Genomic DNA, 18937 nt, shown 5'->3' on the forward strand with positions numbered 1-18937 from the left:
CACCGTCTGGGACGTCCAGTCCGTGAACCGGCCGGTGCCCTTGACGTTGCCCGTGCCGTCCAGCTCGGTGCGCTCGGTGCCCCAGCGGTCGCTGGGGAGATCAGCCCTGGGCGGAGATCCGCGCCAGGCGCTGGGCCTCCTCGCGGGTGGAGACCGCGATGGCCTCCTCGTCCGCGAAGAGCAGCCGGTTGTTCTCGACGATCTGCTTGCCGTTGACGAACGAGGCGGTGACCGGGGCGGCCGCACCGAAGACGAGCGCGGTGACCGGGTCGGCGATCGAGGAGTGCAGGAAGGTGTTCAGGTTCCACAGCACCAGGTCGGCGTTCTTGCCGACCTCCAGCGAACCGATGTTGTCGGCGCGGCCGAGGACCTGGGCGCCGCCGTAGGTGCCGAGGCGCAGCGACTGGCGGGCGTTGAGAGCGGCCTCGCGGTGCACCGGGTTCAGACGGTTGATCAGCAGCGCGTTGCGCAGCTCGGTGTGCAGCTCACCGGACTCGTTGGAGGCGGTGCCGTCCACGCCGAGGCCGACCGGGACGCCGGCGGCCAGCATGTCCGGGACGCGGGCGATGCCGGCGGCCAGACGGGCGTTGGAGGACGGGCAGTGCGCGACACCGGTCTTGGTGCGGGCGAACGCGGCGATGTCGGAGTCGTTCATGTGGACGCTGTGCGCCATCCACACGTCCTCGCCGAGCCAGCCGGTCGACTCGAAGTAGTCGGTCGGGCCCATGCCGAAGAGCTCGTGGCAGAACTTCTCCTCCTCGACCGTCTCCGAACCGTGCGTGTGCATGCGCACGCCCAGGCGGCGGGCCAGCTCGGCGCCCTGCTTCAGCAGCTCGGTGGAGACCGAGAAGGGGGAGCACGGGGCGACGGCGACCTGCGTCATCGAGTCGGCGGAGGCGTCGTGGAACTTCTTGATGGTCGCCTCGGTGTCCGCCAGGGCGCCCTCAAGGGTCTCGACGGCGTGGTCCGGCGGCAGGCCGCCGTCCTTCTCGCTGCGGTCCATGGAGCCGCGGGCGAGGGTGAAGCGGACGCCCATCTCGGACGCGGCGCGGATGATCGCGCCGGAGAGGTCGCCGGAGTTCTTCGGGTAGACGTAGTGGTGGTCCATCGCGGTGGTGACACCGCCGCGGGCCATCGCGGCCAGGGAGCCCTGCGCGGCCACGTACGCCATCTGCTCGTCGATGCGCGCCCAGGTCGGGTACAGCGCGACGAGCCAGTTGAAGAGGTTGTGGTCGGTGGCCAGGCCACGCGTGATCCACTGGTAGAAGTGGTGGTGCGTGTTGACCAGACCGGGGGTCACGAGGTGCCCGGTGCCGTCGATCCGGCGGACGACGTTGTCGAGGTTCTCGGGGGCTTTGCCCGCGCCGATGGACTCGATCTTGTTGCCGGCGATGACGATGTGACCCGAGGCGTACTCGGTGTCGTTCGCGTCGACCGTCGCGATCGCACAGTTCTCGATGACGATGCGCTCTACGGCGCTGTCATGGGCTGCCGATGCTGCCATGGGACTTCCTCGTGCTTTCAGTGGCGGTGCGGGCACGGCAAAACCCAGGGGATTTGAGTGCCGGATCCGGGGGCCTGACAGCTGACAGTACTGCCGCCCCGTGTGCTGGTCCGGGTGCCGATTCAGGAAGTTGTGGGGGTGTCGCGCCCCGGGGCCACTGCGGAGCCCCGGGACGCGCGTGCACTGCTTAGAGGTTGGTCATGTCCACGGGAATGCGGGCGTCAGCGCCGTCGCGGAGGACCGTCGCCTCGATCAGACCGTACGGGCGGTCCGCGGCGAAGTAGACCTCGTTGTCGTTCTTGAGGCCGAAGGGCTCCAGGTCGACGAGGAAGTGGTGCTTGTTCGGGAGCGAGAAGCGGACCTCGTCGATCTCCGAACGGTGGTTGATGATGCGCGAACCCATCTGGTACAGGGTCTGCTGCAGCGACAGGGAGTAGGTCTCCGCGAAGGCCTGGAGCATGTGCTTCCGGGTCTCGGCGTAGGACTTCTCCCAGTTGGGCATCCGCTGCTCGTCGTCGGTCCAGTTGAAGCGCCAGCGGCCCGACACCTGGGTGGCCAGGATGCGGTCGTACGCCTCCTGCAGGGTCGTGTACTTGTCCTTCACGTAACCCCAGAACTCGGAGTTCGTGGAGTTCATGACGATCAGGTCCTTGAGGCCGGAGACGACCTCCCAGTTCTGGCCGTCGTACGTGATCTGGGTGACGCGGGTCTCCATGCCCTGGCGGACGAAGGAGTGGTTGACCTCGTCGGCGCCGATGAACTTGGAGTTGGCGTCCGAGGTCGCGATGCGGTCCCAGGCGTACTCTTCGATCCGGATGCGGGCGCGCTGGATCGGCTCCTGGCTGTTGACGAACCAACGCGCCAGGTGGATGCCGAACTGCTCGGCGGACTCGATGCCGTACTCCTTGGCGAACGCGTACACCGTGTTCTTGGTGGTGTCCGTCGGCAGGACGTTGGCGTTCGAGCCGGAGTAGTGGACGTCGTCCATGTCGCCGGAGAGGGCGACCGAGACGTTCAGGTCCTTGATGTGGTGGGTGTCGCCGTCCCGCGTGATCTTGACGACGCGGTTCTCTGCCTTGCCGTACTGGTTCTGGCCCAGAATCGTGGCCATGCTAGCTCCCTCGGTAAACGGAGTAGCCGAACGGGTTGAGCAGCAGCGGTACGTGGTAGTGCTCGCCCGGGTTCACCGCGAAGGTGATGGTTACCTCGGGGAAGAACGCACCGCTGTCCCTTACGCGGGGGGCGTCCTGCTGCGCCTCGGCTTGCTTCTTTGCGAAGTACGTCTCGGTCTCGAAGTCGAGACGCACGTGTGTGGTGCCCTCCGGCAGGGCCGGCAGGTCCTTGCAGCGCCCGTCGGCGTCGGTGGCGCTGCCGCCCAGGGCCGCCCACTCGCCGTCGAGGCCCGCGCGGGCCGACAGGGAGATGGCGACGCCCTCGGCGGGACGGCCGATGCTGGTGTCCAGGATGTGGGTGGACACCGACGCGGTGGTCTCGGTGCTCATGGTCACTCTCCTTCTGCGAGTTCGGCGAGGCGGGTCAGGCGGATCCGGTTGATCTTCACCAGCTCGCCGCGGGCGATCTCTCGCTCCTGCTCGGCGGTGTGGTCGATCCGGACCTTAACCGCGTCCCGCATGAACTCACCGGTCGCACCGGTGGCGCAGATGAGGAAGACGTGGCCGAACTTCTCCTGGTAGGCCAGGTTCAGCTCCAGGAGCTCGTTCTTGAGCTCCTCCGAGGCACCGGCCATGCCACGCTGCTCGCGGGCGGAGGTCGGGTCTCCCGGCTTCGGCCGGCCGATCGGCGCGTGGCCTCCCATCGCCTCGCCCAGGTCCTCCGCGGTGAGCTCCGCCATGGCGGACTCGTTGGCGGCGAACAGGGCGTCGACGGTGGTGAAGGGGCGCTGGGCGAGCATCTTGCTCCCCCACGCCGAACTGGCGCACACCTCGTGCAGCTCGGCCGTGGCCGCGCTGTCGTCCAAGGCGTTGAACCGGGTGAGACCCGGGGTCGGACTCGAAGTCACGGTAGGCCTCCGTGGCCTGTTGTTGCTTTGACGGGCTGCGCATAGCTAACGCCCTCGGCAACACGGCGTCAACACTTTGTTGAAATTTCCCGTACACAAAAGCCGCCGCCCGGGTGAATTGGGCGGCGGCTCGTCACCACGGGTTAATCAGCCTTCACTCTTGGCTGTCTTCGCGGCCTTCGTTTGAGCGGCGGCGTCCCGGTTCAAGTAGTTGTAGACCGTGAAGCGGCTTACGCCCAGGGCGCTCGCGACCGTTTCCACACCGTGCCGCACGGAGAACGCGCCCCGCGCCTCCAGTATGCGCACCACGTCCTGCTTGGCCTTGCGGTCCAGCTGTGCCAACGGTACGCCGTGCCGGCGTTCCAGCACGGCAAGGATGCGGTCCAGCGAGTCGGAGAGCTGGGGCAGGCGCACGGCCAGCAGCTCCTGACCCTCCCACGCGAGCACGACGTCGTCGGGTTCCGCCAGGGACGGGTCCATCATCTCGCCGCCCATCGCGTCCACCAGCGGCTTGACCGCGGCGACGAAGGGGTGGTCGCGGGGCTCGGTCATGCGCCGTCCTCCCCGATCACATTGACCTGGAGCGAGACGCGCGTCGCGCCGGCGTCCAGGGAGTCGCGCAGCAGCGCGGCGACGGCGGTCAGCACCCGGTCGGAGTCGCCCTCGGCGGTGTTTCCGAACGGGCCGACGTCGACCGCGTCCAGCTCGGCCTTCTGGATGACCTCGCGGGCGGCCACGGCGTGGGCGGGAGCCTCTTCGAGGTCGAAGGGCTCGGTCGTGAACTCAACTCTCAATCGCACGTCGTCAAGCTACCGGGCGGTCGTGAGATTCCGGGAGTCCGCACTTGACAAGTCAGACGCTCTGCTTGCAATCTTCCATCAAGCAGAAAATAACTTCCGCAATACGGAAGGAGCGCACACCCCTCATGGGATACACGGACCAGCGCTTCGATGTGAACCTGTCGATCCTCTTCACGGAACTCCCGCTCCTGGAGCGCCCCGCGGCCGCCGCCGCGGCGGGCTTCACCGCGGTCGAGCTGTGGTGGCCCTGGATCGAAACCCCCACCCCCGCTCAGGAGGAGCTGGACGCCCTCAAGAAGGCTCTTGAGGACGCCGGCACCCAGCTGGTGGGCCTGAACTTCTACGCCGGCCAGCTGCCGGGCCCGGACCGCGGCGCGGTATCGGTCCCCGGCGAGGAGTCGGACCGCTTCAACGCCAACATCAACGTGGCGGCCGACTTCGCCGCCTCGGTCGGCTGCAAGGCGCTCAACGCCCTGTACGGCAACCGCGTCGAAGGCGTGGACCCGGCGGTCCAGGACGAGCTGGCCCTGAAGAACCTGGTCGTCGCGGCCCAGGCCGCGGACCGCGTGGGTGCGATCCTCCTGATCGAGACCCTCAACAAGCCCGAGTCGCCGCTCTACCCCCTGGTGAGCGCCCCGGCCGGCATCGAGGTGGTGGACAAGGTGAACGAGGCCACCGGCCTCGGGAACGCCAAGTTCCTCCTCGACCTGTACCACCTGGCGATGAACGATGAGGACCTCTCCGAGGTCATCGAAAAGTACGCCGCCAAGACCGGGCACGTCCAGATCGCGGACAAGCCGGGACGCGGTGCCCCCGGCACCGGCGAGCTGCCCCTCGAGGACCTCCTCGACCAGCTCAAGAAGGCCGGCTACCAGGGCTTTGTCGGCCTGGAGTACAAGGCCGCCGACGCCGCCGCGTCCTTCGCCTGGCTCCCGGCCGAGGCCCGCGCCGCCAAGTAAGAGGACGAAGTCCGGGCGATCGGCCAGGCACCTCACGCACTTTTCGTACGAAGCATTAAGAGAAGGACCCTCATCATGAGCAACCTCCCCAAGATCGCGTGGATCGGTCTCGGCATCATGGGCTCCCCCATGTCCGAGAACCTCCTCAAGGCCGGCTACTCGGTCACCGGCTTCACCCTGGAGCAGGACAAGCTGGACCGCCTGGCCGCCGCCGGCGGCTCCGCGGCCGGCTCGATCGCCGAGGCCGTCGCCGACGCCGACGTCATCATCACGATGGTGCCCGCCTCCCCGCAGGTCGAGGCCATCAACTACGGCCCGAACGGCATCCTCGAGAACGCCAAGTCCGGCGCGCTGATCATCGACATGTCGTCGATCACCCCGCAGACCTCCGTCGACCTGGCGAAGAACGCCGCCGAGAAGGGCATCCGCGTCATCGACGCCCCGGTGTCCGGCGGCGAGGCCGGCGCCATCGAGGCCGTACTGTCGATCATGGTGGGTGGCGAGCAGGCCGACTTCGACGCCGCGCTCCCGATCCTCGAGACCCTCGGCAAGGTCATCGTCCTGTGCGGTCCGCACGGCTCCGGCCAGACGGTGAAGGCCGCCAACCAGCTCATCGTCGCGGTGAACATCCAGGCGTGCGCCGAGGCCGTCGTCTTCCTCGAGAAGTCCGGCGTGAACCTCGAAGCCGCCCTCGACGTCCTCAACGGCGGTCTGGCCGGCTCCACGGTCCTGACCCGCAAGAAGGACAACTTCCTGAACCGCGACTTCAAGCCCGGCTTCCGGATCGACCTGCACCACAAGGACATGGGCATCGTCACCGACGCCGCCCGCAACGTCGGTGCGGCCCTCCCGGTCGGCGCGGTCGTCGCCCAGCTGGTCGCCTCGCTGCGCGCCCAGGGTGACGGCGGCCTGGACCACTCCGCGCTGCTGCGTGCGGTCGAGCGCCTCTCCGGCGCCCAGATCTGATCCCCGCGGCGGCCCGCTCCCCCGGGCCGCCCTCCCCCCGCCCTGACGGGGGCCTGAGTTTCCGGATGGTGCCGGTGCTGACACCTGTCCTGTCGCGCCCAAGCGCCGGCACCGTCCGGATCACCTCTCCTCTCTCTTTCTTTTAAACAAACTGTTGACGTCGCGTTCACGCCGAAATTAGGCTGTTCCGCATGACGGAAGACGATTTCCGTCAGCAGTTCCCCGTACGGAAGGTCACCATGTCGAAGCGCACGCTGACGACCGAGTCCGGCGCCCCGGTCGCCGACAACCAGAACTCCGCCACCGCCGGCGTCGGTGGCCCGCTCCTGATCCAGGACCAGCAGCTCCTTGAGAAGCTCGCCCGCTTCAACCGCGAGCGCATCCCGGAGCGCGTCGTGCACGCCCGCGGCTCTGCCGCGTACGGCTACTTCGAGGTGACCGACGACGTCACCGCGTACACCAGCGCGGCGTTCCTGAACACGGTCGGCAAGAAGACCGAGACCTTCCTGCGCTTCTCCACCGTCGCCGACTCCCTCGGTGGCGCGGACGCCGTCCGCGACCCGCGCGGCTTCGCGCTCAAGTTCTACACCGAAGAGGGCAACTACGACCTCGTCGGCAACAACACCCCGGTGTTCTTCATCAAGGACCCGATCAAGTTCCCCGACTTCATCCACTCCCAGAAGCGCGACCCCTTCACGGGCAAGCAGGAGCCGGACAACGTCTGGGACTTCTGGGCGCACGCCCCCGAGGCCACGCACCAGATCACCTGGCTGATGGGTGACCGCGGCATCCCGGCGTCCTACCGCCACATGAACGGCTACGGCTCCCACACCTACCAGTGGACCAACGCCCAGGGCGAGGCCTTCTTCGTCAAGTACCACTTCAAGACGAACCAGGGCATCCGCTGCCTCTCGGGCGAGCAGGCCGCCGAGCTCGTCGGCCAGGACGCCAACTCGCACCAGACCGACCTGCTCCAGGCGATCGAGCGCGGCGTGAACCCGAGCTGGACCCTCTACGTCCAGGTCATGCCGGCCGCCGAGGCCGCGGACTACCGCTTCAACCCGTTCGACCTCACCAAGGTGTGGCCGCACTCGGACTACCCGCTGCAGCGCGTCGGCCGCCTGGTCCTGGACCGGAACCCCGACAACGTCTTCGCCGAGGTCGAGCAGTCCGCCTTCTCCCCGAACAACTTCGTCCCGGGCATCACCGCCTCGCCGGACAAGATGCTCCAGGGCCGCCTGTTCGCGTACGCCGACGCCCAGCGCTACCGCCTCGGTGTGAACCACACCCAGCTGCCGGTCAACGCCCCGAAGGCGACGAAGGCCGACAACTACGGCCGCGACGGCGTGATGGCGCTGCGCAACGGTTCGCGCACCGACAAGAACTACGAGCCCAACTCGTACCAGGGCCCCGCCGAGACCGGCATAGCCCTCGGTGCCCCGAAGGCCGTCTCCGGCTACACGGGCACCCACGAGGCCCCGGCCCACACCAAGGACGACGACTTCTTCCAGGCCGGTGAGCTCTACCGCCTGATGTCGGAGGCCGAGAAGCAGCGCCTGGTGGCGAACATCGCCGGCGGCCTGTCTCAGGTCACCCTCGAGGACGTCATCGAGAAGAACCTGGCTCACTTCCACGCCGCCGACGCCGACTACGGCAAGCGCGTCGAGGAGGCCGTCCGCGCCCTGCGCGACGCCTGAGCCCAAAAGCTGCACCGGGGGCCTGACGGGAGGTCAGGCCCCGGGTGCCGAGCCCGCACCGCGGACCCGGATGAGGGGTGGTACGCGGTGGGGGCAGGACGAGGACCGTGGCGGGCGAGCGAGCCAGTGCGGTGGTAATGGGTTCCGAGGCCCGTCTCTTGACCTGAGGGAGACGGTGCCGGAGTTCTCGTCGCCCGACCGCCACGGTCCCAGCCACTCCTCTATATAGAGGGGCCACGCACAGGGCCCCCTCTATATAGAGGAGAACCTTCCGACTCCGCCCGGCGGTGCGAACGTCCTGTCGCGCCAGCCTCGCTCCGTCGGGCGGTAACAACCAGAGAGCCGAGTCACGGACGGTCCCGTGACTCGGCTCTTTGTTGTGTGTTGGGGGGGGGTGCCGTGCGGGCCCGCTATCTCCCCTTCGACCCCGTGGGGTGGGGCGGGGGTTGCCCACCCGCCCCCTTGTCTGCGGGCCGGGGGTGCGGGGGCGGGATCCCCGCGGACGGTCTCAGAGAAGCGTGGGGGCTTCCCGTCAGTCCCATCGTCCGAGCAGCCCAGGAATCCGACAGGCGCCGCAGATCGCTACGCGCTCCTCGGATCTCGGCGGCCGGCGACCGTCCGGGGCTGGTGTGGGGCGGGTTCGACGTTGGAGGCTGCGGTGGTGAACTCGCGCCCGGAGGCGCCGCGGATGTAGGCAAGCTCCATCCAGCGCTCGATGCCGGTATCCGAGACGTTCTCGTTGATCACAGCCATCAGGACGCCCTCGACACCGGAGGCAATGTCGCGCACACGTCGGTGGAGGAGGCGGTGAGGGACGTATTCGTAGCACTCACTCATCGGACTCCGCCTCGAAGGTGTCGAGGAAGCGCTCCCAGCCGGCCAACGCCCGATCGAGTAGATCCGCGCTCGGCGTGATGACCGCAGCCACAGCCTTCGACTGGCTGTCGCCGCTGCTGTGCACGGGGGCCTGAGGCATGTACACCCTCCTTGCTCACATTCGGTAGCAGAGCGACTACGACGCTACTCGCAGTGTTTCTGCGAATCAAGAGAATCTGCTACTCGCAGGATGTCTGCGTGCCTGCAAGACTGTCTGCGACTCGAAAGGAGCACGTATGAGCGAGGGATTCGGTCTGGTCGTGCGCTTCTCACTGCGCGACCAGGGAGCCGCGAAGGCATTCGACGAGCTGTGCGCGATCACCCTGGAGGGCATCAAGCAGGCAGAGCCCGGGACGCTGACCTACGTGGTGCACGTGCCGGAGGGTGAGCCCTTGGTGCGCGTGTTCTACGAGCTGTACGCGGACCGTCAAGCTTTCGACGCTCACGAGGCGCAGCCGCACACCAAGCACTTCCTCGCCCAGCGCGAGCAGTACCTTGCCGGTGTCGAGGTCACGTTCCTCGAGGCGATCGCTGGGAAGGTGGCGGCACTGCAGTGAGTTCCGAGGAGCGGCGCGTATTTGGGGCGCGCGTGGCCGATCTGCGTAAGCAGAAGGGCATGACGCAGGGAGAACTCTCTGCGGCCATCGGCCGCACGGCGAGCTGGCTGTCGCAGGTCGAGCGGGGTATCCAGCCGGTCAACCGTCTGGACGTGCTGCGACTTCTCGCTGGCGGCCTCAGCGTGCCGCTCCAGGTTCTTCAACCCGACGCGCCGCCCCCAGCCGAGGCGACGCCATCGCCCGCGTCGGAGACGAATGACCTCGATCAGGCTCGGCTGGTGCTGTCTGGGCATCCAGCGCTCGATGTCCTCCTCAATCCGCGCCAGGGCTTCCAGCCGGACGACCTCCCCGCCCTCCGTTCGTCGGTGGGCGCGATCTGGACCCTCACGCACAACGCTCGGTTCGCAGAGCTCAGTGTGGAAATAGGTGCGTTGGTCCCGAGGCTGGAGCTGGCCTGCCGTACGGCGTCGGCTGAGCACGTGCCCGAACTGCACGATCTGCTGGCCAGGACCTATCAAGCCCTGGCTGCGGCTTTCGTGCGCCAGCACGAGGCCGATGCGGCTTGGGTCGCCGCTGACCGGGCGATCCGCGCTGCCGAGCTTTCATGCAACCCACTGAACGTGTTCGCCGGGATCTACCGCCTGTGCCACGCCTTCGTCCGCCTGCAGCACCTCGACCAGGCAGAGCACGCTGCCACCACGGCCATCACCACCCTCGAGAACACCACGGCCGGCGAGCCCCAACACCTGTCCGTTCTGGGATCACTGCACCTGGTGCTGGCACTCGTACACGCTCGCGCGGGCGAAAGATCCGCCGCGCGGCAGCAGATCGAGGCCGCCCGAGGCGTCGCCCGACGGCTGGGCGAGGACCGCAACGACTTCCATCTCGAGTTCGGCCCCACGAATGTTGAGATTCAGGCCGTGTCGACCGCTGTCGAACTCGGTGATGCAGGCGAGGCCCTTGACCTCTGCAAGGGGATCAACGCGGACGGTTTGTCCTCCGAGCGCCAGGCGCGCTTGTTGATGGACATGGGCAGAGCCCACGCACAACGCCGCCAGCATGCGGACTCGCTGGACTGCCTACTGCGCGCCGAAGAACTGGCACCTGAAATGGTCCACACCCACGTTGCGGCCCGGGCGGCCATCAGGGACCTCGTGCTCAGCGCCGGCCGTACCGCGTCCGACGAACTCAGAGGCCTGGCCGAACGCACGGACAGCCTCGGCTGAGAGCGATGAGCACCCCGCCGAAGAACTCAATGCCACTCCACTCCGTGTCGGTTGCCGGGGTCGACGCCGAGCCGACAACGTGACCTGGTCCGCGACAGCGCACGTTTCGGGAGCGGTCATCTCGTCGAGCGCCCCCGCCTGCCGCAGCATGAACGGGATGCCAGACTTTGCCAATGATCAATGCCAAAGAGACCGTCCACCAGTTCCTCTTGCAGGTGCGCTCGGGGCGGCACCCTGACCGAGCCGGTCGCTTCATGGCCGACCGGGTCCGGGCCCACCAGGTCGTCTCAGAGGCACCGGTGGTCGTGGAGCGCACACCGCAGCAGTACACCGAGCACGTTCAGGAGATGCTCGACGCATACGGCGCTTTCACGCTGACCGTTGACGAGCTCATCGCCGATGGAGATCGGGTCTACGCCCGCTGGACCCAGAACGGGCGGCACGTCGGACCGGTCGACGGCCATCTGCCGACCGGTGCGCCGGTCACGGCAATGACCAGCGCGGTCTATCGCGTCGAGGACGGACTCATTGTCGAGTACTGGATCCAGATCGACCGGCAGGGAATCACCGCCCAGCTACAGCAAGCGGCTGCTGAGCACTGATCCAGACCCGATCAACAGGTACTGAGGATTGCTCGCCGCCGGCTTCCCACAGCGCCGTGGAGACCGCATGAGAGGGCCTGGAATGAGCCAGTCAGCACAGTTCAACGTCGAGCGTCTTGACGGTACGGCGGCGGCGAAGGCCGAGGACGCCTTCCGACTGGTCTACGCCGAGGCCTTCGCCGAACCGCCCTACGGCGAGACCGAAGCGGACGTAGCCGTCGCCTTCCGGCGCTTCCGGTCCCAGGCCCGCAACAGCACCTTCGCCGGAGCCCTGGCTACGACCGTTGACGGCGAACCGGTCGGCATGGCCTATGGCATCCGCCTGGGCCCGCAGGCGGTTTGGTGGGACCAGCTCACCGAGCCCGTACCGGAGGACATGCGTCGCGAGGACGGCCGCAGAACCTTCGGCCTGATGGAGCTCGCCGTGCGCGCCGCCTGGCGGCGCCAGGGCCTCGCCCACCGCCTGCACGACGCCCTGATCGGCACCACCGACGCCGAACGCGCCCTGCTCAACGTCCACCCGGACAACAAGGCGGCCGTGGCCGCGTACCGGGCATGGGGCTACCAGAAGGTGGGCGACGCCCACCCGTGGCCTGGAGCACCGTTGCACTACGTGATGCTGCTCGCCGACAAGCCGCAGGGTGCCTGACCTCTTCCCACGGCGCTGTGATCACCATGTGGTGCGGGTATCGGCCCCAGACGGCCGCCGGCCGCCGGCCGCCGAGGAAAGAGGAGCGCGTAGCGATCTGTTGCGCCTGGGGGCTTCGCAGGTCGCTCTGGTCGGCCTCTCGTGCGGGTAGCCGGGCCCCCGGCCCGGAAACGCAGACGTGGGGGCCCGGATGCCCGGCGGGCCAGCGCCCGGCTCCTCGTCTGATCGCTGAGATGCCCGTCCCTTCTCCTCTGGACCGTGCCGTTTCTTTGGGGGTTTCCCGGCAGTCTTTCGGCTTTCCGGGGCGGGTCGGTCTGTCAAGGGTGGAGCGAAGCGACATCGCGAAGCGACGCGACCGAAGGGAGCGCCCTTTACAGGCCGGCACGACACGGAAGGACGATGGGACTGCCGGGAAACCCCCAACCCGCTCTGAGACCGTCCCGGGGGCTACCGCCCACCGCACCACCGCCCCGCCCCACGGGGTCGAGGGGGAGATAGCGCGCCCGCACCGCAAGCCCCGTACCCCCCAACGCACCGCGGCCCCCGCCCCTCCCGGAGGAGGAACGGGGGCCGCAGGGTGCGTGCGTACGTACGGGATGCGATCAGACCTTGAGGCTCTTGATCGCGGTCGGGGCGTGGCCCGGCTCGGTCGCGAGCTCTTCGAACTCGGTGACGTCGCTCATGTCGACCGTCTTGCTCATCGCGATGTTGGTGATGCGCTCCAGGATGGCCTCGACGACGACCGGGACCTGGAACTCCTGCGCCAGCTTCTTGGCCTCCTCGAAGGCCTCGCCCAGCTTGTCCGGGTCGGTGACGCGGATGGCCTTGACGCCGAGGCCCTCGGCGACCTTGACGTGGTCGACGCCGTAGACGCCGATCTCCGGGGTGTTGATGTTCTCGAACTCGAGGTTGACCTCGAAGTTGATGCCCAGGTTGCCCTGCGCCTGGCGGATCAGGCCCAGGTAGGCGTTGTTCACGAGGACGTGGACGTAGGGGACCTTGTGCTGTGCGGCGACGGCCAGCTCTTCGATCATGAACTGGAAGTCGTAGTCGCCGGAGAGGGCGACGACCGGGGTCTCGGGCTCCGCGGTGGCGGCACCGATGGCGGCCGGGATGGTCCAGCCGAGCGGGCCGGCCTGGCCGCAGTTGACCCAGTGGCGCGGCTTGTAGACGTGCAGGAACTGCGCGGCCGCGATCTGCGAGAGACCGATGGTGGTGACGTAGCGGGTCTCCGGGCCGAAGGCCTTGTTCATCTCCTCGTAGACGCGCTGCGGCTTCAGGGGGATGTTGTCGAAGTGCGTACGGCGCTGCAGGGTGGCCTTGCGCTCCTGCGCGGACTCGGTCCACGCGGAGAAGTCGGGCAGCTTGCCCTCGGCCTTGAGCTCCTTGGCGACCTCGATGAAGAGCTCCAGGGCGACCTTGGCGTCCGAGGCGATGCCGAAGTCCGGGGCGAAGATCTTGCCGATCTGGGTGGGCTCGATGTCGACGTGGACGAACTTGCGGCCCTTGGTGTAGGCGTCCATGTTGTAACCGGTGTGACGGTTGGCCCAGCGGTTGCCGATGCCCAGGACGAAGTCCGACTCGAGGAACGTGGCGTTGCCGTAGCGGTGGGCGGTCTGCACACCGACCATGCCGGCGGCCAGCTCGTGGTCGTCCGGGATGACGCCCCAGCCCATCAGGGTGGAGATGACCGGAACGTTGATCAGCTCGGCGAACTCGACCAGCAGGTCGGAGGCGTCGGCGTTGATGATGCCGCCACCGGCGACGATCAGCGGGCGCTCGGACTCCAGCAGGAACTGGATCGCCTTCTGCGCCTGGGCGCGGCTGGCCTGCGGCTTGTAGACCGGCAGCGGGGTGTAGGTCTCGGGGTCGAACTCGATCTCGGTCAGCTGGACGTCGATCGGCAGGTCGATCAGGACCGGGCCCGGACGGCCGGAGCGCATCAGGTGGAAGGCCTGCTGGAAGACGCCGGGGACCTGCGCGGCCTCCAGGACCGTGGTGGCGGCCTTGGTGACGGGCTTGGCGATGCTGGCGATGTCGACGGCCTGGAAGTCCTCCTTGTGGAGCTTCGAGACCGGAGCCTGACCGGTGATGCACAGGATCGGGATCGAGTCCGCGATGGCGGAGTACAGGCCGGTGATCATGTCGGTGCCGGCCGGGCCCGAGGTGCCGATGCAGACGCCGATGTTGCCCGCCTTGGCACGGGTGTAGCCCTCGGCCATGTGCGAGGCGCCCTCGACGTGGCGGGCCAGCGTGTGCGCGATGCCGCCCACGTTCTTGAGCTCGCGGTAGAACGGGTTGATCGCAGCACCGGGCACGCCGAACGCTTGTTCGACACCCTCGAGCTTGAGGATCTCAACTGCGGCAGCGGCGGCTGTCATACGAGGCATCAGGTTCTCCTGCGGGTCTGGCGGTCAGACTTTTCCGTCATCCGGAATTTTTGTTCTGCTATACGGAACAAGCTAAGGCGCGGCTTCGCGCACGTCAAGGCGGTAAGACACCCCGGAACACACCAAAAGCCGCATCGCGTTCGGCGAGTTGTACAAATGACCAGGGCCCGGAGCCGGATCGGCGTGAATCGGCCGGTCCTCGTCCCCCTGCGGTCGCCGGTGGTGGAGCATGGACCCACGCACAGCGACGGAGGGGGTCCAGGTCTCATGGCGGAAGCGGTACCGGTGCGCTGTCCTTCGTGCCGGCGCGAGAACGGCTACAGCGTCCCGGTCTATCCCTGCGCCTGCGGGAGCCCGGTCGTGCCGCCCCTGGACCTGGCGGCCCCGCCCGTCCCCCTCACGCACCGCAACTGGTCGGAGGCCTGGGTGACCGTGCGCTGCGCGGCCTGCGGGCGGGAGAGCGAGTGGCCGCACCCGGAGGTCGGCTGCGGCTCCTGCGGGATGGTCGTACGGGTGCCCGTGCACCCGGTGGCGCAGCCGGCCGGGGATGCCCCGGCCGGCTGGGACGCCTCGGATGCCGCGAACGCGGGCACGGGCGCGCGGGGCGGCGTGCGGGAGGACCCGGCGCGGGCGGAGCCGGGCCGGACCGCGGGCGGGGCCGGGCCGCGTACCGGCCCGGGGGCGGGGCGGCCCGGCTCCGGGTCGCGGTCCCCGGTGTCGCGGCCGGCGTTCCGGCCCGTGACCATCCGTACCGCCCGGGACGCGGTGGTCACCGCCGCGCTGTACCTGCGCTGGCTCGGCTTCCAGGACGTGCGCCAGCCCGACCAGGTGCCGATCCCGTCGGCGGTGGTGGACCTGCGGGCACCCGGGGTGGTGGCGCAGGTGGACCCGACCACGGCTCCGGCCGGGCTGCGGGCGGTGGAGTGCGTGTGGCTGAACGGTCTGACGGCCTCGGCGACCAGCGTCTACTTCTCCCTCGCCGGGTACACCGAGGAGGCCCGGGGCCGGGCGGACGACCTGGGGATACCGCTGTTCGTGATGGACCTGACGGGCATGCCGCAGCCGGTCAACGACCCGGCGGACCGGCTGGTGGGAATGGGGGCCTAGGCTCTGGGGCTGTTGATACGCGTAACGACTTCTTGTTCCTACGTCTCGCGTCTCGCCGTATCGACTTCTTGCCTATCGTCCTGACGCCCCTGCCTGCCGAGGAGAGCCCGATGAGCCTGTACGACATCCCGCTGACGACCCTGGACGACGAGCCCACCAGCCTGGCGGCCCACCGGGGCAAGGCCATCCTCCTGGTGAACACCGCCTCCCAGTGCGGGCTCACCCCCCAGTACTCGGGACTGGCCCGGCTGCAGTTCAAGTACGAGGAGAAGGGCTTCACCGTTATAGGTGTGCCTTGCAATCAGTTCGGCGGGCAGGAGCCGGGCACCGCGGAGGACATCCAGACCTTCTGCGCGGCCGGCTTCGGCGTGACCTTCCCGATGCTGGAGAAGTCCGAGGTGAACGGTGAGAACCGGCACCCCCTGTACCAGGAGCTGGTGAAGACCCCGGACGCCGAGGGTGAGGCGGGGGACATCCAGTGGAACTTCGAGAAGTTCCTGATCTCCCCCGCCGGCGAGGTCGTCGGGCGCTTCCGCCCGCGCACCGAGCCCGAGGCCCCCGAGGTCATCGCCGCGATCGAGGCGCAGCTGCCGGGCTGAGACCCGTACGCGGCGCTCGGCCGAGGTCGGCCCGGCCCAGCTCGCCCCGGCTCAGCCCAGGTCGGCCTCGTCGTACTCGCGCGTCGAGCCGGCCGCGGTGAGCTCCCTCAGCTCGACCCGGCGGATCTTGCCGGAGACGGTCTTGGGCAGCTCGGCGAACTCGATGCGCCGGATCCGCTTGTACGGGGAGAGGACCGCCCGGGAGTGCTCGAAGAGCGCCCGGGCGGTCTCCTCACCGGGCTCCCAGCCGGCGGCGAGGGTGACGTACGCCTTCGGCACCGCCAGTCGCAGCTCGTCGGGTGCGGGGACGACGGCCGCCTCGGCCACGGCCTCGTGCTCCAGGAGGGCGCTCTCCAGCTCGAAGGGGCTGATCTTGTAGTCGGAGGCCTTGAAGACGTCGTCGGCCCGGCCCACGTAGGTGAGGCAGCCGTCGGCGTCGCGGGAGGCGATGTCGCCGGTCCGGTAGAGCCCGTCGGCCATGGCCTCGGCGGTGCGCTCGGGGTCGTCCCGGTAGCCGGTCATCACCCCCGCGGGGGCGCTGCGCAGGTCCACGCACAGCTCTCCCTCGACGGGGGACTCCTTGCCCGTGACGGCGTCCAGCAGGACGATCTCGTACCCGGGCGCCGGCCGGCCCATGGACCCGGGCTTGACCTCGGCCCCGGGGAAGTTCCCGACCTGGAGGGTGGTCTCGGTCTGGCCGAAGCCGTCGCGGATGGTGATGCCCCAGGCGTCCCGGACCCGCTCGATCACCTCGGGGTTCAGCGGCTCGCCGGCGGCGACGGCCTCGCGCGGGGGCTTCCGCAGCTTGGTGAGGTCGGACTGGATCAGCATCCGCCAGACGGTGGGCGGGGCGCAGAAGGTGGTGACGCCGCCGCGGTCCATCTCGGCCATGAGGCGCTCGGCGTCGAAGCGGGTGTAGTTGTGGACGAAGACGGTGGCGCCCGCGTTCCAGGGGGCGAAGATGTTGGACCAGGCGTGCTTGGCCCAGCCGGGTGAGGCGATGTTGAGGTGGACGTCGCCGGGGCGCAGCCCGAGCCAGTACATGGTGGACAGGTGCCCGATCGGGTACGAGGCGTGCGTGTGCTCGACCAGCTTGGGGCTGGCGGTGGTGCCCGAGGTGAAGTAGAGCATCAGGGGGTCGGTGGCGAGGGTGATGCCGTCCGGGGTGAAGTCGCAGTCGGTGGCGTACATGTCCTCCAGCCGCCGCCACCCGGTGGGGACCTCCGTCCCGGCGGCGATGCGGGTGTAGGTGCCGGGGACCTCGTCGAACTTGTGGGTGTCCTCGGCGCGGGCGATGACGTGGCGTACGTGGCCGCGGTCGACCCGGTCGCGCAGGTCGGCGGGGCCGAGCAGCGGGGTGGCGGGGATGACGACGGCGCGCAGTTTCATCGCGCCGAGCATCACCTCCCACAGCTCTCTCTGGTTGCCGAGCATGACGAGGATCCGGTCGCCGGCGGCGACGCCCTGGGCGCGGAGCCAGTTGGCGGCGGAGTCGGACCGTACGCTCATCTCGCCGAAGGAGACGGAGCGGCTGGTGCCGTCCTCCTCGACGATGCGCAGGGCGTCGGCGCCGTTCCCGGTCGCGATGTGGTCGAACCAGTCGAGGGCCCAGTTGAAGCGCTCGGGGCGGGGCCAGGTGAAGCCGGCGCGGGCGGCGTCGTACTTCCCGCGGTGTTCGAGCAGGAAGTCCCGCGCGGCCTGGAAGCTTTCGGTGGCGCTGTTCTCCGTCATGAGAGGCATCGTGCCGCGCCGGGAGGGGCCTCCACCAGGGCGGCGTCAGCCGTGGATTGACCCGAAGCGGACGGGTCCGGGCGCGCCGCCCATCCCGGTGAGCAGGGCTTCGCCCTCGGCGGCGATCTCGTCCTTCCGCGCCCGTGTCTGCGTACCGAAGAGCTCGACGGTCAGCCGCGGCCGTTCGCCGGTGTCGCCGGTGTCACCGGTGTCGTCGATGCGCCAGAGGCCGGCGAGGAACCCGTCGACGAGGAGGGTGCGGTGGGCCTGGTTCCCGGTCCAGCTGCGTCCCTTGGCCTCCGGGGGGATCACGCGGGAGCGGTCGGCGTGGGAGAGCAGCAGGTTGTCGAACTCGGGGAGGAAGCGGGGCGGCGCCGGGGTGCCGGCGTCGGGGCGGGGGGCGTCGGGCAGGTCGAAGAGCTCGACGCCGTTCTCGTCGCGGAAGGTGACCAGCCGCGGGCGCAGCCGCTCGAAGGCCTCGCGCAGCCGGGTGAGCCCGGCCCAGGTCTGCATGTCCTTGACGGAGGCGGGCCCGAAGGCGCCCAGGTAGCGCAGCACGACGTCGTCGATGCCCTCCCCCTCCCCCTCACCCTCCTCTTCCCGGGCTCCTGTCCAGGACTCCAGGGTGGTCAGCCGCACCTGCCCGCTGCGGCCCCACACCCCGCGCGGGGTGACCTGTACGAGCGGGAGCAGGCAGCGGGCGGCGACGGCCAGCGACTGCGGGTCGGCGGAGGGCCACTCCAGCAGCAGGTCCTCGCGGATCTCGCCCATGGTGCGCGGCTCTGCCTCGACGAAGGCCCGGGCGCGCCGGGCGAGCCGTTCCAGGTCCACTCCGACGAGGCCCTTGCGGAAGTAGTTCACCTCCCGGTCGCGGGCCCCCTGCACGAGCGGCCGGAGTACGAGGGCGTCCCGGACGGTGTGGGTGTGGATGGTGGACCGCATGGTCACCATCCGCACCACCTTCCGCTCCTCCATCAGCCGGGCCAACTCCTCCGGCCGGAACCCGGCGAGCCGGGCGTGCAGCTGGAAGTAGGGGGGTTTCACGTTCTGCGCCTGGAGTCCGAGCAGGTGCGCGACGGCGTCCTCAGGGGACATCTCGGCGCGGCTCAGCAGCAGCTGGCGGGCGAGCGTGGCACGGTTCAGAGCGCGGGTGTCGAGCACGGGGCTCGTCCTGGAAGCCATACCGGCAACCTATCCCCGATCGCGGACACCCTCTGTCCGCAACTGTCCGCAACCCTCGTCGTCCGGAGACTG

Annotated in this window: 20 protein-coding genes; 9 read left to right on the forward strand and 11 right to left on the reverse strand. The window is 69.0% G+C overall.

Annotated elements, in window-relative coordinates; translation table 11 throughout:
• Positions 1 to 100 precede the first annotated feature (100 nt).
• The 6 genes from ACQKM2_RS27970 to ACQKM2_RS27995 all read right to left on the reverse strand — a co-directional run bounded on the left by ACQKM2_RS27970 (position 101) and on the right by ACQKM2_RS27995 (position 4324).
• Positions 101 to 1504: an 8-oxoguanine deaminase gene (locus ACQKM2_RS27970; protein ID WP_427714564.1), complete on the reverse strand. Its 1404-nt coding sequence runs from the start codon at positions 1502 to 1504 to the stop codon at positions 101 to 103.
• Positions 1505 to 1691: 187 nt separating this feature from the next.
• Positions 1692 to 2615 (reverse strand): factor-independent urate hydroxylase, encoded by a 924-nt coding sequence (pucL, locus tag ACQKM2_RS27975; RefSeq protein ID WP_427714566.1) that lies wholly within the window; start codon positions 2613 to 2615, stop codon positions 1692 to 1694.
• A gap of 1 nt (position 2616) precedes the next feature.
• Entirely contained in the window at positions 2617 to 3006 is a 390-nt protein-coding gene (gene uraH / locus ACQKM2_RS27980; protein WP_385533518.1) for a hydroxyisourate hydrolase, read from the reverse strand.
• Positions 3007 to 3008: 2 nt separating this feature from the next.
• Positions 3009 to 3524: a 2-oxo-4-hydroxy-4-carboxy-5-ureidoimidazoline decarboxylase gene (gene uraD, locus ACQKM2_RS27985; RefSeq protein WP_427714569.1), complete on the reverse strand. Its 516-nt coding sequence runs from the start codon at positions 3522 to 3524 to the stop codon at positions 3009 to 3011.
• Positions 3525 to 3671: 147 nt separating this feature from the next.
• Complete coding sequence (locus ACQKM2_RS27990; protein WP_427714571.1) at positions 3672 to 4076, reverse strand: helix-turn-helix domain-containing protein; 405 nt, start codon at positions 4074 to 4076, stop codon at positions 3672 to 3674.
• Positions 4073 to 4324, reverse strand: coding sequence for a thiamine-binding protein (locus tag ACQKM2_RS27995; RefSeq protein ID WP_125598709.1), 252 nt, complete (start codon positions 4322 to 4324; stop codon positions 4073 to 4075). The genes ACQKM2_RS27990 and ACQKM2_RS27995 overlap by 4 nt, the downstream gene beginning before the upstream one ends.
• Positions 4325 to 4449: 125 nt before the next feature.
• On the opposite strand from ACQKM2_RS27995, the gene ACQKM2_RS28000 reads away from it, so the two are divergent.
• The 3 genes from ACQKM2_RS28000 (at position 4450) to ACQKM2_RS28010 (ending at position 7946) form a co-directional block, all read left to right on the forward strand.
• The gene (locus ACQKM2_RS28000) at positions 4450 to 5283 is read left to right on the forward strand and encodes a TIM barrel protein (protein ID WP_401247885.1); all 834 of its coding nucleotides are present in this window, start codon (positions 4450 to 4452) and stop codon (positions 5281 to 5283) included.
• Positions 5284 to 5358: 75 nt separating this feature from the next.
• Positions 5359 to 6249, forward strand: coding sequence for a 2-hydroxy-3-oxopropionate reductase (locus ACQKM2_RS28005; RefSeq protein ID WP_427714573.1), 891 nt, complete (start codon positions 5359 to 5361; stop codon positions 6247 to 6249).
• 239 nt (positions 6250 to 6488) lie between these two features.
• Positions 6489 to 7946 (forward strand): catalase, encoded by a 1458-nt coding sequence (locus tag ACQKM2_RS28010; RefSeq protein WP_427714669.1) that lies wholly within the window; start codon positions 6489 to 6491, stop codon positions 7944 to 7946.
• A 582-nt stretch (positions 7947 to 8528) separates the two neighbouring features.
• Here the strand turns inward: ACQKM2_RS28010 and ACQKM2_RS28015 are convergent.
• Both ACQKM2_RS28015 and ACQKM2_RS28020 read right to left on the reverse strand, forming a co-directional pair.
• A complete protein-coding gene (locus ACQKM2_RS28015; protein WP_427714574.1) occupies positions 8529 to 8783 on the reverse strand; it encodes a hypothetical protein in 255 nt (84 codons plus the stop codon).
• Entirely contained in the window at positions 8776 to 8922 is a 147-nt protein-coding gene (locus ACQKM2_RS28020; RefSeq protein WP_427714575.1) for a hypothetical protein, read from the reverse strand. Before ACQKM2_RS28020 ends, ACQKM2_RS28015 begins: the two co-directional genes overlap by 8 nt.
• A gap of 136 nt (positions 8923 to 9058) precedes the next feature.
• On the opposite strand from ACQKM2_RS28020, the gene ACQKM2_RS28025 reads away from it, so the two are divergent.
• The 4 genes from ACQKM2_RS28025 (at position 9059) to ACQKM2_RS28040 (ending at position 11856) form a co-directional block, all read left to right on the forward strand.
• Positions 9059 to 9379, forward strand: a complete 321-nt coding sequence (locus ACQKM2_RS28025; RefSeq protein WP_427714577.1) for a putative quinol monooxygenase — start codon at positions 9059 to 9061, stop codon at positions 9377 to 9379.
• On the forward strand, positions 9376 to 10605 hold the full coding sequence (locus ACQKM2_RS28030) for a helix-turn-helix domain-containing protein (protein WP_427714578.1): 1230 nt from the start codon (positions 9376 to 9378) through the stop codon (positions 10603 to 10605). Before ACQKM2_RS28025 ends, ACQKM2_RS28030 begins: the two co-directional genes overlap by 4 nt.
• Before the next feature lie 173 nt (positions 10606 to 10778).
• Complete coding sequence (locus ACQKM2_RS28035; RefSeq protein ID WP_427714579.1) at positions 10779 to 11207, forward strand: ester cyclase; 429 nt, start codon at positions 10779 to 10781, stop codon at positions 11205 to 11207.
• An 82-nt stretch (positions 11208 to 11289) separates the two neighbouring features.
• Complete coding sequence (locus ACQKM2_RS28040; RefSeq protein WP_427714581.1) at positions 11290 to 11856, forward strand: GNAT family N-acetyltransferase; 567 nt, start codon at positions 11290 to 11292, stop codon at positions 11854 to 11856.
• Between the two features lie 602 nt (positions 11857 to 12458).
• Here the strand turns inward: ACQKM2_RS28040 and gcl are convergent.
• A complete protein-coding gene (gene gcl, locus ACQKM2_RS28045; protein WP_427714583.1) occupies positions 12459 to 14246 on the reverse strand; it encodes a glyoxylate carboligase in 1788 nt (595 codons plus the stop codon).
• Positions 14247 to 14513: 267 nt separating this feature from the next.
• On the opposite strand from gcl, the gene ACQKM2_RS28050 reads away from it, so the two are divergent.
• Together ACQKM2_RS28050 and ACQKM2_RS28055 are read left to right on the forward strand one after the other, a co-directional pair.
• Complete coding sequence (locus tag ACQKM2_RS28050; protein ID WP_427714584.1) at positions 14514 to 15353, forward strand: hypothetical protein; 840 nt, start codon at positions 14514 to 14516, stop codon at positions 15351 to 15353.
• A 110-nt stretch (positions 15354 to 15463) separates the two neighbouring features.
• Positions 15464 to 15952, forward strand: coding sequence for a glutathione peroxidase (locus ACQKM2_RS28055; RefSeq protein WP_427714585.1), 489 nt, complete (start codon positions 15464 to 15466; stop codon positions 15950 to 15952).
• 51 nt (positions 15953 to 16003) lie between these two features.
• Here ACQKM2_RS28055 and ACQKM2_RS28060 read toward each other — a convergent pair whose 3' ends face one another.
• Together ACQKM2_RS28060 and ACQKM2_RS28065 are read right to left on the reverse strand one after the other, a co-directional pair.
• A complete protein-coding gene (locus ACQKM2_RS28060; RefSeq protein ID WP_427714586.1) occupies positions 16004 to 17683 on the reverse strand; it encodes an AMP-binding protein in 1680 nt (559 codons plus the stop codon).
• 45 nt (positions 17684 to 17728) lie between these two features.
• Complete coding sequence (locus ACQKM2_RS28065) at positions 17729 to 18865, reverse strand: winged helix DNA-binding domain-containing protein (RefSeq protein WP_427714588.1); 1137 nt, start codon at positions 18863 to 18865, stop codon at positions 17729 to 17731.
• Between the last annotated feature and the right edge of the window lie 72 nt (positions 18866 to 18937).

Origin of the sequence: Streptomyces sp. NPDC004126 (genome assembly GCF_050275515.1) — a bacterium.
Classification (GTDB): Bacteria; Actinomycetota; Actinomycetes; order Streptomycetales; family Streptomycetaceae; genus Streptomyces.